The 16,694-nt window shown below is 64.6% G+C and carries 13 protein-coding genes and 2 tRNA genes; 3 read left to right on the top strand and 12 right to left on the bottom strand.

Features of this window, described 5'->3' with window-relative positions; genetic code table 11:
- Window positions 1-2 precede the first annotated feature (2 nt).
- Both rlmB and rnr read right to left on the bottom strand, forming a co-directional pair.
- Window positions 3-752, bottom strand: coding sequence for a 23S rRNA (guanosine(2251)-2'-O)-methyltransferase RlmB (gene rlmB / locus U5775_RS07925; RefSeq protein WP_322057567.1), 750 nt, complete (start codon window positions 750-752; stop codon window positions 3-5).
- Between the two features lie 166 nt (window positions 753-918).
- Entirely contained in the window at window positions 919-3,435 is a 2,517-nt protein-coding gene (gene rnr, locus U5775_RS07930; RefSeq protein ID WP_322057568.1) for a ribonuclease R, read from the bottom strand.
- A gap of 382 nt (window positions 3,436-3,817) precedes the next feature.
- Here rnr and U5775_RS07935 point away from each other — a divergent pair.
- Window positions 3,818-3,904, top strand: a tRNA-Leu gene (locus tag U5775_RS07935).
- 194 nt (window positions 3,905-4,098) lie between these two features.
- A tRNA-Leu gene (locus U5775_RS07940) sits at window positions 4,099-4,185 on the top strand.
- A 104-nt stretch (window positions 4,186-4,289) separates the two neighbouring features.
- Here U5775_RS07940 and U5775_RS07945 read toward each other — a convergent pair.
- Window positions 4,290-5,153, bottom strand: a complete 864-nt coding sequence (locus U5775_RS07945) for a nucleotidyl transferase AbiEii/AbiGii toxin family protein (RefSeq protein ID WP_322057569.1) — start codon at window positions 5,151-5,153, stop codon at window positions 4,290-4,292.
- The gene (locus tag U5775_RS07950; RefSeq protein WP_322057570.1) at window positions 5,150-6,232 is read right to left on the bottom strand and encodes a type IV toxin-antitoxin system AbiEi family antitoxin; all 1,083 of its coding nucleotides are present in this window, start codon (window positions 6,230-6,232) and stop codon (window positions 5,150-5,152) included. The genes U5775_RS07945 and U5775_RS07950 overlap by 4 nt, the downstream gene beginning before the upstream one ends.
- Window positions 6,233-6,497: 265 nt before the next feature.
- Between U5775_RS07950 and U5775_RS07955 the strand changes: the two genes are divergently transcribed.
- Window positions 6,498-6,842: a hypothetical protein gene (locus U5775_RS07955; protein WP_322057571.1), complete on the top strand. Its 345-nt coding sequence runs from the start codon at window positions 6,498-6,500 to the stop codon at window positions 6,840-6,842.
- A 99-nt stretch (window positions 6,843-6,941) separates the two neighbouring features.
- Here the strand turns inward: U5775_RS07955 and oxlT are convergent, their stop codons facing one another.
- The 8 genes from oxlT to U5775_RS07995 all read right to left on the bottom strand — a co-directional run bounded on the left by oxlT (window position 6,942) and on the right by U5775_RS07995 (window position 16,577).
- On the bottom strand, window positions 6,942-8,267 hold the full coding sequence (oxlT, locus tag U5775_RS07960; protein ID WP_322057572.1) for an oxalate/formate MFS antiporter: 1,326 nt from the start codon (window positions 8,265-8,267) through the stop codon (window positions 6,942-6,944).
- 130 nt (window positions 8,268-8,397) lie between these two features.
- Window positions 8,398-9,798, bottom strand: coding sequence for an NAD(P)(+) transhydrogenase (Re/Si-specific) subunit beta (locus tag U5775_RS07965; RefSeq protein ID WP_322057573.1), 1,401 nt, complete (start codon window positions 9,796-9,798; stop codon window positions 8,398-8,400).
- Between the two features lie 12 nt (window positions 9,799-9,810).
- Window positions 9,811-11,388 (bottom strand): Re/Si-specific NAD(P)(+) transhydrogenase subunit alpha, encoded by a 1,578-nt coding sequence (locus U5775_RS07970; RefSeq protein WP_322057574.1) that lies wholly within the window; start codon window positions 11,386-11,388, stop codon window positions 9,811-9,813.
- 194 nt (window positions 11,389-11,582) lie between these two features.
- Window positions 11,583-11,861: a hypothetical protein gene (locus tag U5775_RS07975; RefSeq protein ID WP_322057575.1), complete on the bottom strand. Its 279-nt coding sequence runs from the start codon at window positions 11,859-11,861 to the stop codon at window positions 11,583-11,585.
- Window positions 11,862-11,942: 81 nt separating this feature from the next.
- Window positions 11,943-12,374 (bottom strand): PAS domain S-box protein, encoded by a 432-nt coding sequence (locus U5775_RS07980; RefSeq protein WP_322057576.1) that lies wholly within the window; start codon window positions 12,372-12,374, stop codon window positions 11,943-11,945.
- Window positions 12,375-12,485: 111 nt separating this feature from the next.
- Window positions 12,486-13,736 (bottom strand): formyl-CoA transferase, encoded by a 1,251-nt coding sequence (frc, locus tag U5775_RS07985; protein ID WP_322057577.1) that lies wholly within the window; start codon window positions 13,734-13,736, stop codon window positions 12,486-12,488.
- 36 nt (window positions 13,737-13,772) lie between these two features.
- The gene (oxc, locus tag U5775_RS07990; RefSeq protein WP_322057578.1) at window positions 13,773-15,518 is read right to left on the bottom strand and encodes an oxalyl-CoA decarboxylase; all 1,746 of its coding nucleotides are present in this window, start codon (window positions 15,516-15,518) and stop codon (window positions 13,773-13,775) included.
- 339 nt (window positions 15,519-15,857) lie between these two features.
- On the bottom strand, window positions 15,858-16,577 hold the full coding sequence (locus U5775_RS07995; protein ID WP_322057579.1) for a GntR family transcriptional regulator: 720 nt from the start codon (window positions 16,575-16,577) through the stop codon (window positions 15,858-15,860).
- Window positions 16,578-16,694 lie beyond the last annotated feature (117 nt).

A 16,694-nucleotide genomic window follows, 5' to 3' on the forward strand; every position in this document is an offset into this window, starting at 1 on the left:
CGTCAGCGGGCGGCGGCGGCCGCGCGTTGACGCACGGCCTCGAACAGGCACACGCCCGACGCCACGGAAACGTTCAGGCTCTCGACCGTGCCCGCCATCGGAATCTGCATGACTTCGTCGCAGGTTTCGCGCGTGAGGCGGCGCATGCCCTCGCCTTCGGCGCCCATCACGAGCGCGACGGGACCGTCGAGCTTGGTCTGGTACAGGCTCGCGCCCGCGTCGCCGGCCGTGCCGACTACCCAGACGCCCGCGTCCTTGAGTTCGCGCAGCGCGCGCGCCAGGTTCGTGACGGTGATGTACGGGACCGTGTCGGCCGCGCCGCTCGCCACCTTCGCCGCCGTGGCGTTCAGGCCCACGGCGCGGTCGCGCGGCGCGATCACCGCGTGGGCGCCGGCGGCGTCGGCCACGCGCAGACAGGCGCCGAGATTGTGCGGATCGGTCACGCCGTCGAGCACGAGCAACAGCGGCGAGCCCGAGATGCCGTCGAGCAGCTCGGCCAGGTTCTGCGCGAGCGGCAGATCGTGCACGCGCGCGACCACGCCCTGATGGCGCTCGGTGCGCGCGAGGCCCCACAGACGCGTCTCGTCCGCGGCGATGATGCGCACGCCCGCGTCCTTCGCGGCGTGCAGGAAATCCTGCATGCGGCGATCGCGCCGCGTCGTGTCGTAATAGACATCCTCGACCGTGGACGCGTCGTGCCGCAAGCGTGCGGTCACCGCATGAAACCCGTAAAGAACCTTGAGACGTGACATGACTGGATACAACCCCTGATGAACGGTTCGCGGCGCCTATGGCACGGCGCCTCGCGCCACGAACGAATGTGATTCTGCCGGCCCGCGTGCGGGCGCGACGTGTCTGCTCAACGTGCATGCGCCGCGCGGCATTCGCGGCGCGGCGCACGATCGCTACCAGACACTGTTACAAGCGCTTCTTGCGCGGCGAAGACTTCTTGGGCGCCGACTTCGACGCCGCGCGCTTCTTCGCGGTCTTGGCCGCGCTGCGCGCCGCGCGCGCTTCCTTCACGGCGGCGCTCGGCGCCGGCGCGGCCCGCTTGCGCCGCATGTCGTCGCCACCCTGGCCGCTGCCCGGACCGCCTTGACCACCCTGGCCGCCTTGCTGCATCGACCGCACGCGCGGACCGCCGTCCTGCGCACCGCGCTCCTGCTGCTGGCCTTGCGGGCCGCGATTCATCGCAGGCTTGACCGGCGTATCGCGCACGAGACGGAAATCGATCTTGCGCGCGTCGAGATCGACGCGGCTCACCTGCACGCGCACGCGGTCCGAAAGGCGGTAGCGGATGCCGGTGCGCTCGCCGCGCAGCTCGTTCTTGATCTCGTCGTACTGGAAGTAGTCCGAGCCCAGTTCCGTCACATGGACGAGACCTTCGATGAACAGCGAATCGAGCTGCACGAAAATGCCGAACGACGTCACGCCGCTCACCATCCCGCCGTATTCCTCGCCGAGCTTGTCGCGCATGAAATAGCACTTGAGCCAGGCCTCGACGTCGCGCGAGGCCTCATCGGCGCGGCGCTCGTTGGTCGAGCAATGCAGGCCGAGCTCTTCCCAGATCGCCGTATTCGCGCCGCGTGCGCGCTTGCCGCGCTTCGCCTCGTCCTCGGCCTGCATCGCGCGGGCGCGCGGCGAGAGCGCCGTGTTGAGCTCGACGCCCTCGGGCGCCGCTGGCTGGTACTTCTTGCCCTGCAGGATCGCGTAGATCGCACGGTGCGTGAGCAGGTCGGGATAGCGGCGGATCGGGCTCGTGAAGTGCGCGTAGGCCTCGTACGCGAGACCGAAGTGGCCGATGTTGTCCGGGCTATAGACGGCCTGCTGCATCGAGCGCAGCAGCATCGTCTGCAGCATCTGGGCGTCGGGCCGGTCGCGGATGTGCGCCATGAGCGCCGCGTAGTCGCTCGCGTGAGGCGTCTCGCCGCCGCCGAGCGACAGGCCCATGCCGCGCAAGAAGGTGCGCAGGTTCTCGAGCTTTTCCGCGCCCGGTCCCGCGTGAACGCGATAGAGACCCGGATGCTTGTTGCGCTTCATGAAGTCCGCCGCGCAGACGTTGGCCGAGAGCATGCACTCTTCGATCAGCTTGTGCGCGTCGTTGCGCTGACGCGGCACGATCTGCTCGATCTTGCCCTGCGCGTTGCAGACGATATAGGTCTCGGTCGTGTCGAAGTCGATCGCGCCGCGCTTCTGGCGCGCCGCGAAGAGCGCCTTGTAGACGCCATAGAGATTCTGCAGATGCGGCAGCAGCGCCGCGCGCCGCATCGCCTCCGGCCCCTTGGTGTTCTTGAGCACCGCGGCGACTTCGGTATACGTGAGGCGCGCGGCCGAATGCATCACGCCCGGATAGAACTGATACGCCTTGATCTCGCCGCGCGCGGTGATGACCATATCGCACACGAGCACGCAGCGGTCCACGTGCGGATTGAGCGAGCACAGACCGTTCGAGAGCTTCTCGGGCAGCATCGGAATCACGCGGCGCGGGAAGTACACCGAGGTGCTGCGCTCGATGGCGTCCACGTCCAGACCGCCGCCGGGCAGCACGTAGTGCGAGACGTCCGCGATCGCTACGAGCAGGCGGAAGCCATCGCCGCGCCCAACCTTCATCGGCTCGCAGTAGACGGCATCGTCGAAGTCGCGCGCATCTTCGCCATCGATGGTGACGAGCGGCACGTCGCGCAGATCGACGCGATAGCGGATATCGGTCGGACGCACGGCGTCGGGCAGCTTCGCGGCCTCGTCGAGCGCGGCCTTGCTGAACTCGTGCGGCACGCCGTACTTGCGCACGGCGATCTCGATCTCCATGCCGGGATCGTCGATGTCGCCGAGCACCTCCAGCACGCGGCCGAGCGGCTGCGAGTGGCGGCTCGGGAAATCGGTGAGCTCGACCACCACGACCTGGCCGACCTTGGCCTTCTTCGCGTTCTGCGTGACGAGAATGTCGTGGCCGATACGCTTGTCTTCGGGCGCGACGATGAGCGCGCCGTTTTCGTTCAGCAGGCGCCCGATCACGCTACGGTTCGCGCGGTCGGTGACTTCGACGATGTGCCCTTCGGGACGCCCGCGACGGTCATAGCCGACGATGCGCGCGAGCACGCGGTCATTGTGCATGACCTTCTGCATCTCGCCTTGCGGCAGGAACAGGTCGTCCTGGCCGTCATCGCGCACGAGGAAGCCAAAGCCGTCGCGATGGCCCTGGACGCGGCCCGCCACGAAGTTCGACGGATGCGCAAGCTGATAGTGGCCGCGCGAATCGAGCCGGATCTGAGCGTCGCGCTCCATCGCGGCGAGCCGCCGGAAGAACCCTTCGCGCTCCTGGCGCTTGATCGCCAGCGCCTCGGCGATATCGTTCGCGGTGCAGGGCGATTCGCTGGTCCGCAGCACGCCGAGGATCTCTTCGCGGCTGGGAATCGGATACGGATATTTGCTCAAGGGCTTGTCGATGGTTGTTCTCGTGACTTGGACGTCGGATAGTGCGCGGGCCGGGAAATCATGCCGCGCCCCGGTCTTCGAGTGCTGCAACATGCGGGTGGCACAGGCGGTACGAACCTGACGCGCAACGTTCGGTGAAACTTTGCGTGCTCGCGCCATGCCGCCTCTACTGCTGCGAGGCATTCTAACACCCGCGCCGCACCCGGCCATTCAGCGTGGAGGCTTGCGCGGGCGCCGTGCACGAGGCCCATGCACCGGACGCGGGACCAACGCTCGCGGCGAAACTTTTTATCAAAAGAGTCTTGACAGGCTCTACAGACACGCTAGAATCTCTTTCTCTGCTGCACGACACAATGCAGTAGCAAGTAGTAAGCGACACCTTGCCCAGGTGGCGGAATTGGTAGACGCACCAGGTTCAGGTCCTGGCGGTGGCAACACTGTGGAGGTTCGAGTCCTCTCTTGGGCACCAGGATTCATGAAAAAAGCCGGCTTTATGCCGGCTTTTTTCATTTCCGTGACGAAAATCGCAAGGAACCCGCCGCGCCGATTGTTTCGCCGGTTCCCGCGCACCGGCGCAGATCTTTCGCGATGTGAAGTTTTTTTGAAAACATTTGTTGACAGAGTTCGCGAATGCGCTATAATCGCTGTCTAGCTTGAAGACGTGCCCAGGTGGCGGAATTGGTAGACGCACCAGGTTCAGGTCCTGGCGGTGGCAACACTGTGGAGGTTCGAGTCCTCTCCTGGGCACCACGCTCTTCAAGTAACGGTTTCATCGAAAAGCCCGCAAATTGCGGGCTTTTTTGTTTTCCGGGTGACTGAGGGCTCCTGCTCTCCTGCCTGGTACGGTCCACAAATCAAGGTCCGGGCCAATCCAGCAGTCCGATCTGGAATTCAGCAAGTCGGTTCTCCATCGCCTCGACCGGATCGTCAGAGCGAGAGTCGCCCCGCAGCATATGCATGACCAGCCGATCATGCCGTTCCGGATGAGCCAGAATACGGACGATCTGTTGCTTGCTTTCCGCAGAAGCGATAGACGCTATATCCATGCCGAGCAATCTCGGACCGGCACGCTCGAACGCATAATCGCACGCGGCCAACAACGGCAACTCCTCTCCATACAGCCTGTCGACATTGCCCGCCGTAGCATAGTTTTCCAGCAGATACCGGAAATCCACCGCGTCTTTCGGATTGGACTGTCCGCGGTCCAGCCACGCGATCAATTTCGTCATCACGAGACCCGGTATCGACGCAACCGGGACCTCGCAATGATCTGCGATGTGTACGGTCACGGCACTATCCAGCGCTTCGGCGTAGCCCACTACATTCATCACGATTGCCATGTCCGGAGGCCACGCCACTTGCGCGGGAGAAATCTCGACACCGCCGAACGGAACCAGATCCACCGGAAAACCTTCCCCAACCGCTGGCGAATAGTGCAGCCGATGCGGAATCTTCGCGTCCCGACGGAAGGATGGCTCATCGAGAAGCGCCGCCCTGAGCGCTTCGAATGCCGGCCAGCTCCCGATAGCCATGGCGAAATCAATGTCAGGGCTGGCGCGGTTGAGAGGGAATCCATGAAGGTGGTACATCAGAATATCTCTCGCTGTCGCACCGACAACGAAGTACTGCAGATTCATCAGCCGGGCCACGCGATCCATGATTGTCAACACAGCCTGCTTTCCTTCCGGCAGCGGCGTCTTAAGATATATCGCCGTCATTCGCCCTGCTCCAGTTGATCGAGAATCAACGCTGCCGCCTCCGCGTTGCGCGGCTCCCTCGTACGCTGTAGATCTGCATACACGAGCAAAGGTGGCGCCATCAGCTGCTCCATCCGTGTGTCGTCGAGATGCCAGAAGGCATCGATGATTTCCAGGCTGCCGGCGGGATCGCCACGCAAGCGATGGCGCTTCGCCAGCGCCATCATCACGGACGGCCGCGCCGCAGGTTCGACATAGAGCGTTTGCGAGGCCGGCCGAAGCTGCCCAGTCAGTTTTGCGGCAGCAACTTCCCCGCTCCACCATGCTTGCCCCGCAGGAAGTTCTGCGTGCTGCCACCACGACGGATCGTCTACCACGAACCGTTGCACGTTGAGCTTGGGCAGCAGACGAAGCGAGTAATTGATAGCCCACTCTTCCCTCAAGGCGGCGGGATCGAGCAATCGCCGGTCGGCCGTGCCTGCCAGCAGACCGCGTTCACGCAGGTCGTCGAACACGCTGCCAACCGTACCAAGCGCCACCCCTGCCGACGACACAATTTCCCGGTATGGGCGGTTGATCAGTTCCGGAGCGGACAACAGCACGAAAATCATCCTGAGCGCAGAAGCACTCGCGGAGAAAGCAGGCTTTCCCGATCTCGATGCGAGGCGCCTGAGGTCCGGATTCGCCGGTCTGCCTGTTACGAGCATGTACTGGCCAGACGCATGCACATACAAATTACCTGCAAGGTCGATGAACTGCAGGCCTTGTTCGACACATTCATCCGCTAACGCAAGTGTCAGACAGGGAGTGGCCAGAAGAATCGGGAGATTCGCGGTGGCGTTTTTGGCAACGACGGCCCTCACGTCCTCCCGCGATCTAATCCGACCGCGTGCCACGAGCGTATATGGCTGGCTGGCACCGTTCACCTCCAGCGTGACTTTCACGTCTCTAGCCGCCGCAACACTTCGCCCAGCCGTGCGGAAGTCGACGACACGCAGCGGAAGGTTCAAACGCCCTGAGGCAGCATTGACGAGTTGTCTGACTAGCGCTTCGGTTGGGTGGTCAAAGCTCGGGAGGTCGTGCTGGTTGGCGTCGTTCATAAATTTCGTTTGTTCAGAAAGGATGAACACGGAGATATTATGAACCGAAGGATGACGTCGTTCAATTTTTTCTCTTGTTCATACTTTCTGAACAACAGTCAATACTGAACGAACGCCGATACTTCACACCTCGTTACAAAGCGCATGACCAGCCTGCGCTTCGCAACAGCGCCCCGTTATGTTTGATGGTATACATTGATCCACAGCAGACAACGCCTGACCCGCGCCGTCTGCACGGGACCAAGCCATGAAGCATGGAGACGAAATGGAAATCGTCGTTATCACCGCGATCCTTGCCGTGGGCTTCGGCGCCGCGGCAACGTGGTTGATCGCGACCCGGTTGCCCGCCGAGTGGATCGAGCGCGGCCGGACCGAGGGTCGCTATGCGGGGCTGTCCGTCACCGACGAAACCATGGAGAGCGTCGAAGAACCGGACCCGCGTCGCGTGCATGCTCGCACCGACGCCCGACGAGTGCGCCGCTCGCGCGTGCGCGCGGCGCCAGCGGCGGCGTTCATGCGGACGTTGCGCGCGCACCCAGGCGGCACGGCGCCAGCGTGCGCTGCACGTCGTCCGGATAGCGCGCGACGCCAGAGCAACGCCGCGGTCTAAGCGGCACGCGGCGAAGTCTCCGACTCCACCGCTTTCAACACGCCAAACGCGCGACGCACTTCGGGCTTGCAAGCCGCCCCGAAGCACAACGCACCCGCCCTATTCCCCCGACCCGAGCGGTTCGCGAGCGAACGCCTGAACGGTACGCGCCTCGTGCTCGCCCGACTGGAAAATCCAGCGCCGCCGCATCGGCTGCAAAATCCCCTTCGCGCACAGCCCCGCGATCATCGCGATACAGGCCGCGAAATCGAACACCGTGTTCCAGCCGCCGTGAACCGCCAGCAAGGTCGCAACCGGCACCAGCAGCGCGGCGGTCCCCTTCGCCGTATAGAGCGTGCCGGCATTGCCCGCCGCGTAGCGCGCGCCGAAGGTGTCCGCGCAGGTCGCCGGGAAGTTCGAGAAGATGTCGCCATAGAACAGGAACACGAGCCCCGAAAACAGCATGAAGAGGTACGGGTCGTGGCCGAAATAGCGCAGGCCGAGCAAGGCCAGCCCTTCGCCGAGGAAAGTCATGAACATCGTGTTCTCGCGGCCGATACGATCCGAAATGAAACCGCACAACGGCCGCGTCAAGCCGTTACAGAGGTTGTTGATCGACAGCGTCATCGTGAGGAGCGGCAGCGACACGCTCATGAACGCCACCGGCATCGAGGCGAAACCATACGACTTGGCAATCGGCCCGATCTGCGCGGTCGCGATGATCCCGCCCGTGGCGACGCATACGAACATCGCATACATCACCCAGAACAGCGGCGTGCGTATCATCTGCCGCGTCGTGTAGTCGGTCTTCGTGGCAACCACGCGCTTCACGCCGGCCGCATGCGCGGGCGGCTTCGGGCGCACCATCACCAGCGCGAGCGCCATGATGCACACGCCCTGCAACAGGCCGAAAAAGACGAAGGCCGTCTGATAGCCCGAATGCTGGATCATGCGCGCGATCGGAATGACCGTGAGCGCCGCGCCCGCGCCGAAGCCCGCGGCCGTCATGCCCGCGGCAAGGCCGCGCCGGTCGGGAAACCATTTGAGCGCCGTGCCCACGCAGGTGCCGTACACGCACCCCGCGCCGATGCCCGAGATCACCGCCGCCACGTAAAGCACTGGCAATACTGGCGCCCACGCATCGAGCACCCAGCCGAGCGCCACGCAGCATGCGCCGCCCATCACGACCGGACGCGGCCCGAAGCGGTCCACGAGCCAGCCCTCCACGGGAACGAGCCACGTCTCCGTCACGATGAACAGCGAGAACGCGAGCTGAATCGCGGCCTGTCCCCAGTGGTGCGCCGAATCCATCGGGACTACGAACAATGTCCACGCATATTGCAGATTGGCGACCAGCCCCATGCAGGCAATACCCGCCACGAGCTGCACCCAGCGGTTGTGCCGCCGCGCCGTATAAGCGGCGTCGATGCGATCGGTGTGTGCCACGTTTGTCTCTCTCCGTACGTTGATGCGCCGCCGTACCCGGCGGTCTCTCGCGCGGCCGGTCTTGCCGTGCCGCGCGTCACTGCTATCGTGCCTCATCAGCCGGATGCTACCGGCCCTCTGCCGCCACGCATCAAGCCGTTTCGAGTTGCCTGAGCAGCGCGTCGACGCTGCCCTTCGCATCGCCGAACAGCATTCGTGTGTTCTCCTTATAGAAGAGCGGATTGTCGACGCCCGCATAGCCTGTCGCCATGCTGCGCTTGGAGACCACCACGGTGCGTGCCTTCCACACCTCGAGCACGGGCATGCCCGCGATCGGGCTGCCCGCATCCTCCTGCGCGCCCGGGTTCACGATATCGTTCGCGCCGATCACGAGCACGACATCGGTGCTCGTGAAGTCTTCGTTGATTTCGTCCATTTCGAGCACGATATCGTAGGGCACCTTGGCCTCGGCGAGCAGCACGTTCATATGGCCCGGCAGCCGCCCGGCAACCGGATGGATGCCAAAGCGCACGCGCACACCTTGCGCACGCAGCCGGCGCGTGATCTCGCTGATGGTGCTCTGCGCCTGGGCCACCGCCATGCCGTAGCCAGGCACGATCACGACCTCGGCCGCGTCGCGCAGCAGCGCTCCCACTTCCTCGACCGAGGTCGCCACCACTTCGCCCTGGGGCGCCGCGCTGGCCGTACTGGCCACCGCGCCGAAACCGCCCAGGATCACCGAAACGAAGCTGCGGTTCATCGCGCGGCACATGATGTAGCTGAGGATCGCACCGCTCGAGCCCACGAGCGCGCCGGTCGTCACGAGCAGGTCGTTGTCGAGCATGAAGCCCGTGGCCGCCGCGGCCCACCCCGAATAGCTGTTAAGCATGGACACCACCACGGGCATGTCCGCGCCGCCGATCGCCATCACGAGATGCACGCCCAGCACCGCCGCGATCGCGCACATCGCGCCGAGCGCCGCGAGCGCATACGGGCCGTGAGGCGCGCTCACGAAGACATAGCCGAGCACGATGCAGACCGCGAGCGCCACGGCGTTCATGAGGTGCCGCCCGGGCAGCACGAGCGGCTTGCCGCCCACGGTGCCCTGCAGCTTGAGAAACGCCACGATCGAGCCACTGAACGTCAGGGTGCCGATGAACGCGCCAACATAGATCTCGGTATCGTGGATCCCGCGCTCGACGGCGCCCATCGCGGCGGCCGGCGAGAGAAAGTTCGCGAAGGCGATGAGCGTGGCCGCCAGGCCGACGAAGCTGTGCAGCACGGCCACGAGCTGCGGCATCTGCGTCATCTCCACGCGCCGCGCGAGCACGGCGCCGATGCCGCCGCCCACCAGCGCCGCGCCGAGCGCGACTTCGAGCCCCGCCCCGCCCGTGACGAGCAGCGTGGCGAGCACGGCGATCGCCATGCCGCAGATGCCAAACAGATTGCCGCGCCGCGCGCTCGCCGGATGGCTGAGCCCGCGCAGGCTGAGGATGAAGAGCGTGGCCGAGCCGAGCCACGCCATATTGCCAATTCCGATTCCACCAGGCATGACGCCGTCTCCTCAGGTCCGTTGGAACATCTTCAGCATGCGCTGGGTCACGAGGAACCCGCCCGCAATATTGATCGTCGCGACCACGAGCGCGACGCCCGCGAGCACGTTCACGACCGTGCCCGTATCCGCGCCATCGGGATGCAGCAGCGCGCCGATCACAATGATTCCGCTGATGGCGTTGGTCACGCTCATGAGCGGCGTATGCAACGACGGCGTCACATTCCAGACGACCTGATAGCCGACGAACACGGCCAGCACGAACACCGTGAAATGCGCCACGAACGCGGGCGGCGCAACTGCGCCGAGTGCGAGCAGCAGCACCGCTGCGAGTACCAGCGCGACTAGCGGCCATGCACCGCGGCTATGCGTTGCCGCCGCGTCCGCGGTTGCGCCATCCGGTACAGCCTTCTGCACGGCTTTCGGCGCGGACGGCGCCGCCTGCGCGACCGCGGCAGTCGGCACCGGAGGCGCCGGCCAGCACAGCTTGCCTTGCTCCATGACCGTGGTGCCGCGCTGCACGACATCGTCCATGTCGATCTTTATTTCGCCATCCTTAAGAGGCGTGAGATCGGTCAGCAGATGGCGCAGATTGGTCGCATAGAGCTGGCTCGACTGGTTCGCCATGCGGCTCGGCAGATCGGTATAGCCGATCACCGTCACGCCATGCGCGTGCACGACCTCGCCCGCACGCGTGAGCGCACAGTTGCCGCCCTGCTCGGCGGCCATGTCGACGATCACGCTGCCCGCGCGCATGCACGCGACCATCTGCTCGTCGATCAGGCGCGGCGCGGGCTTGCCCGGAATCAGCGCGGTCGTGACGATGATGTCCACCTCGCTCGCCTGGGCCTTGAAAAGCGCCATCTCCGCTTCGATGAACTTCGCGCTCATCACCTTCGCGTAGCCGCCGCCCCCGCCGCCTTCTTCCTCCACGTCCACGCTCAGGAACTCGGCGCCCATGCTCTCGATCTGCTGCCCGACTTCCGGCCGCGTATCGAACGCGCGCACGATGGCGCCCAGCCCTCGCGCCGCGCCGATGGCCGCGAGACCGGCCACGCCCGCACCGATCACGAGCACTTTCGCGGGCGGCATCTTGCCCGCGGCCGTGATCTGGCCGGTAAAAATACGGCCGAAATGCTGCGCGGCCTCGATCACCGCGCGATAGCCGGCCATGTTCGCCATCGAGCTCAATGCGTCGAGCTTTTGCGCGCGCGAGATGCGCGGCACGCAGTCCATCGCGAGCACCGTCGCGCCACGCGTGGCGAGTACGTCGAGCAGCGCAGCGCTTTGCGCCGGCCAGATGAAGCTGATGAGCGTCGCGCCGGTCTTCAGGCGCTGCGCCTCTTCGAGCGACGGCGGACGCACCTTGAGCACGATGTCGGCGTTGGCCCAGAGCTCGAGCGTGTCTTCGACGATGCACGCGCCTGCCGCACGATACGCGTCGTCGCCATACGAAGCGCACTCGCCCGCGCCAGCTTCGATCTCGACCTCGTAGCCGAGCTTGATCAGTTGTCCGACGCTTTCGGGCGTCGCGGCCACGCGGCGCTCGTTTTCGAACGCTTCGCGGGGCACTGCAAGGGTCATTGCCATGGCGAACCTCCGCGCATGGTTGACGCGCTATCGCGGGCGCGAGGAATCGGCGGGGCGCAAAGGCCCCTGGCGCGCCGATGGCGTGGCCATGTCGTCATGAAACGTCTCCTGCCGGATGTTGGAATATTTTGCGTTGCGCGGCTTGCGCGTCGACCCTGCGCCGCGTGTCGCCTCGCCGTGTGTTTCTGTGACCGCTAGCGCGGCGGGTTGGCCGCTCCGAGATACGTGAGCATGGCGAGCGCCGCCTGGCGGGCGCCCGCTATGGCCGCCGCCTCGCTGGCGAAAACGGTCTCATCGGCCACGCGCTGCTCGGGGAAGACGGCCGCGTCTTCATCGCGCCCACTGTGCTCGCCGTAGCGGCCAGTCTCGTCAGCGCGCGCATGGATCGCGGCAAACGCCGCCCAGCCGCCGTTGTGGATGAATTGACGGGCCGAGAGTTCGACCTCGTAATGTCCGAGTCTTTCTGTGTGCATCGAAGCGCTCCGTGCGGGCCGGGATAGCGGCGTCAAGCGATGTGCAGCCAGCCCGCGGGCCGGCCAGAATAGTCAGGACTGCTATGTCTGTGCCTGAGCTTCGAGCTCGGTAATGCGCTTGCGCAGATTGCGCTCCTCCTGGAAGCGCGCGGTCTCGTCGCGAATCACGGCGACGATGCCCGTCACCTCGCCCTGCTGCCCATGCAGCAACGCGACGGTAAACGCAATGGAAAGCGCGCGCCCATCCTTGTCGACGGCGGGCACGCGCAGCACGTCGTTGCCGTAACGCGTCTGCCCCGTCGCCATGGTCTTGTGATAGCCGTCCCAGTGGCGGCCGCGCAGCCGCTCGGGAATGATCAGATCGAGCGTCTTGCCAAGCGCCTCGTCACGCGTAAAGCCGAACATGCGCGTGGCGGCGGGATTCCAGTATGTGATGTCACCGGCGGCGTCCGAGATGACGATGGCGTCGCCGATAGCGTCGGCAAGCTGGGCGAAATCGATGGCGGTTGGCATGGTGTGAGCAGTGTGGGGAAAGGGTTGGATCGCCGGAGCGCGGCGCGCGCGAAACTCACTCGCGCACCGCGCTCCGTTTGCTCCGCTCGTCGGCGGGAGCGTCCCGCGCCTTTAGACCGCGCGCGTCTCGTGCAGCGCCGCGATCTGCTGCGGCGTATAGCCAAGGTCGGCCAGCACCTCATCCGTATGCTCGCCGAGCAGCGGCGAGCCCGTGATTTCCGGCTTCAGCTCCGAGAACTTGATCGGGCTGCCCACGGTGAGATACGTGCCGCGCTCCTTGTGCGGGACTTCGACGATAGTACCGCTTGCGCGCAGCGACGGGTCATTGGCAATCTCCTTCATGCTCAGCACCGGCGCGCAGGGGATGTCGAATTTACGCAGGATATCGACGGCCTCGAACTTGGTCTTGTCGGCCAGCCACGCCTCGATCGTCGCGAAGATGTCGAAGATATGCGGCTGACGCGCGAGCGCCGTCTTGTAGTCCGGATCGTCGATCCATTCGGGCTTGCCGATCGCGCGGCAGATCGGCTCCCATGCGTGGCCCTGCACCGTGAAGTAGATATACGCGTTCGGATCGCTCTCCCAGCCCTTGCACTTGAGCACCCAGCCCGGCTGGCCGCCGCCGCCCGCGTTGCCGCCGCGCGGGACCACGTCGCTGAAGGTGCCGTGCGGATACTGCGGATATTCCTCCAGATAGCCCACGCGATCGAGACGCTGCTGATCGCGCAGTTTCACGCGGCACAGGTTGATCACGCTGTCCTGCATCGAAACGGCCACCTTCTGGCCCTTGCCCGTCTTGTCGCGGCCGATCAGCGCCGTGAGAATGCCGATGGCGAGATGCATGCCCGTGTTGCTGTCGCCGAGCGCCGCCGCGCTGACCGTGGGCGGGCCGTCCCAGAAGCCCGTGGTCGAAGCCGCGCCGCCCGCGCACTGCGCAACATTTTCGTACACCTTAAGATCGTCGTAGTGATGGCCTTCGCTGAAACCTTTAACCGAGGCCACGATCATCTTCGGATTGAGCTCCTTGATGCGCTCCCACGTGAAGCCCATGCGATCAAGCGCGCCGGGACCGAAGTTCTCGACCATGACGTCCGACTCGCGAATCAGCTTCTCGAGCACCTCCTTGCCTTCGGGCTTCTTGGTATCGAGCGTGAGCGAGCGCTTGTTGCTGTTGAGCATCGTGAAGTACAGCGCGTCCGCTTCGGGAATGTCGCGCAACTGCGAGCGCGTCACGTCGCCAGCGCCGGGCCGTTCCACCTTGATCACGTCCGCGCCGAACCACGCGAGCATTTGCGTGCATGCGGGGCCGGCCTGCACGTGCGTGAAGTCGATGATCTTGATGCCGTCGAGGGGTTTGCTCATTGTCTGCTCCTGATGAATGTATTCTGTGAGACGAACTTATTTCTTCATGGCCGCGCTTTGCGGATTCAGATTCGTGAGACGGCCGCTCTCGGTGCCGGCCGATTCGTCGATCACGGCGTTGATCAGCGTGGGCTGGCCCGACGCGATCGCTTCCAGCAGCGCCGCGGTCAGTTCCTCGGGCGTGCGCGCCTCGCGGCCGATGCCGCCGAACGCCTCGATCATCTTGTCGTAGCGCGCGCCCTTCACGAACACGGTGGGCGCGACGTCGGCGCCCCCGCTCGGGTTCACGTCCGTGCCGCGATACACGCCGTTGTTGTTGAAGACGATCGTGCAGACCGGCAGGTTGTAGCGGCAAATCGTTTCGAGCTCCATGCCCGAAAAACCGAACGCGCTGTCACCCTCGATCGCCACGACCTGGGTGCCGCTCGTGACCGCCGCGCCGATCGCGAAGCCCATGCCGATGCCCATGATTCCCCAGGTGCCCGAGTCGAAGCGCTTGCGCGGCTGATACATGTCGATCACGGCGCGCGCGTAGTCGAGCGTATTGGCGCCTTCGTTCACGACGTTGATGTCGGGACGCGTCTTGAGCACATCGCGAATCGCGCGCAATGCGCTGTGGAAATTCATCGGCGACGGGTTCTTCTCGAGCGTCGCGGCCATCTTCGCGAGATTCTTGCTCTTGCGCTCCGCGACGGCGTCGAGCCATTCGGCGTTGGGCTTCGGGAAGTCCGCACCCATGCCGGCGACGAGCGACTCGACGCACGAACCAATGTCGCCGATCACGGGCGCTTCGATCGCCACGTTGCTGTCGATCTCGGTGGGCGCGATGTCGATCTGCACGAAGCGCTTGGGCGCCGGCGCTCCCCACGTCTTGCCCTTGCCGTGCGAGAGCAGCCAGTTCAGGCGCGCGCCGATCAGCACGACAGCATCCGATTCCGCGAGCACGAACGAGCGCGCCGCCGAGGCCGATTGCTCATGCGTGTCCGGTAGCAGCCCCTTGGCCATCGACATCGGCAGATACGGAATGCCGCTCTTCTCGACCAGCTCGCGGATCTGCGCGTCGGCCTGGGCATAGGCCGCGCCCTTGCCGAGCAGGATCAGCGGGCGCTTTGCAGTCCTGATGACATCGAGCGCGCGCTTGACCGCGTCGGGCGCGGGCAACTGGCGCGGCGCCGCATCCACGACCTTCACGAGCGATTGCTCGCCCTTCACGGCGTCGATGGTCTGCGCGAGCAGCTTGGCCGGCAGGTCCAGATAGACGCCGCCCGGACGCCCCGAGACCGCCGCGCGGATCGCCCGCGCGATGCCGATGCCGATGTCCTCGGCGTGAAGCACGCGGTACGCGGCCTTGGCATACGGCTTGGCCGCATTGAGCTGGTCCATTTCCTCGTAGTCGCCCTGCTGCAGGTCGACGATCTCGCGCTCGCTCGAACCGCTGATGAGGATCATCGGGAAGCAGTTCGTGGTGGCATTCGCGAGCGCCGTGAGGCCGTTGAGAAAACCGGGTGCCGAAACCGTGAGGCAAATGCCGGGCTTCTTCGTCATGTAGCCCGCCACGGCCGCCGCATTGCCCGCGTTCTGCTCGTGCCTGAAGCCGATGAAACGCATCCCTTCGGCCTGGGCGAGACGCGCGAGGTCCGTGATCGGAATACCGACGAGACCGTAGATCGTGTCGATGTCGTTAAGCTTCAGCGCGTCGATGACGAGGTGAAAACCGTCGGTCGTCGCTTGTGCTTCCTGCGCAGGGCTCTCCTGCGCGTCGTTGATTCCTGCTTCTGCCATGACGTCTCCTCTTTGGCGGGGCGTTGGGTTACTCGTGATATACAATATTCCACACACAATATTAGTCAAGCGGTTTTTTCAGTCGCGGCCTGCTTGCTGCGATGCAATACGACGCGAAGCGCTTGTGCGAGCGGACGTCCACGCCGTCGCCTTGATGCGGCACACAAGACGAGCGGCAACACAGCATCGGTCTGGCTTGTGGCGAAGCGTCCATTTATTACGGAGTCCAAACCTATTGGTTAGCGTGATATCGCTGATAACAGTGCGGGACGCACGAACTCACACCGCGGCTGCGGCGTTTAATTCAGGCTCGTGAATTCCGGATGAACGGCGGGTGCGTCAGTCGAGAAAATCGCAGTTCGCCTCGACGAACAGGGCAAGATCGATCGAATGCTGGCGCACGAGCCGCTCCACTCTTTCGGTGTCGCGCGCCTCGAGCGCCTCGATGATCCGCATGTGGTCCACGATCGATCGCGATGCGCGATCGCTTTGCGCGATCGTCATGCGCCGGATCGCGCGCACGTGCATGAAGATGTTCTTGATGGTCTCCACGATGATCGGAGATTTGGACAGTTCCACCAGCGCCTGATGAAATGTGATGTTCGCTTCCGAGTATTCCTCGATGTGCTCGGCGGGCGCGCCATCGCCGAAATCGGCGAACATGTGGCGCAGCCGCGCGATGTCCTCGTCCGACGCGCGCTGCGTGGCGAGCCTCGCCGCAATGCTTTCGAGCGCGGCCCACATATAGATCATCTCGACGATTTCCTTGCGGGTCTTGCGCAGAATATAAACGCCGCGCCGCGGCACGGTACGCAGGAATCCTTCCTGTTCCAGCAGCGTCATGGCTTCGCGCACCGGGGTGCGGCTCACGCCGAGCTTTTCGGTCAGCTCTTTCTCATCGAGACGGATCTCGTCGCGGGAGCGGTAGATATCGGTTTCTGCAATCGCCTGCTTGAGCTTCGCATACGCCTGATCGCGCAGCGAGACCGTGGCGTGGATGGGTTCGAGCGTCAAGCTCAGCGGGGACACCCCCGCTACGTCCTGGGTTTCGGCAGACATCGGTGGTTTGTCTCCAACGTTGTGTGTAGCCGTTGCTGCAAGCAAATTCCATATGTGCAATACAATATATCAGAAGCCAGAACGCAACCAAGCGGGTTTACGCGTAGCGGCGCCCCC

The sequence above is a fragment of the Paraburkholderia sp. J63 genome (genome assembly GCF_905220245.1).
GTDB lineage: Bacteria > Pseudomonadota > Gammaproteobacteria > Burkholderiales > Burkholderiaceae > Paraburkholderia.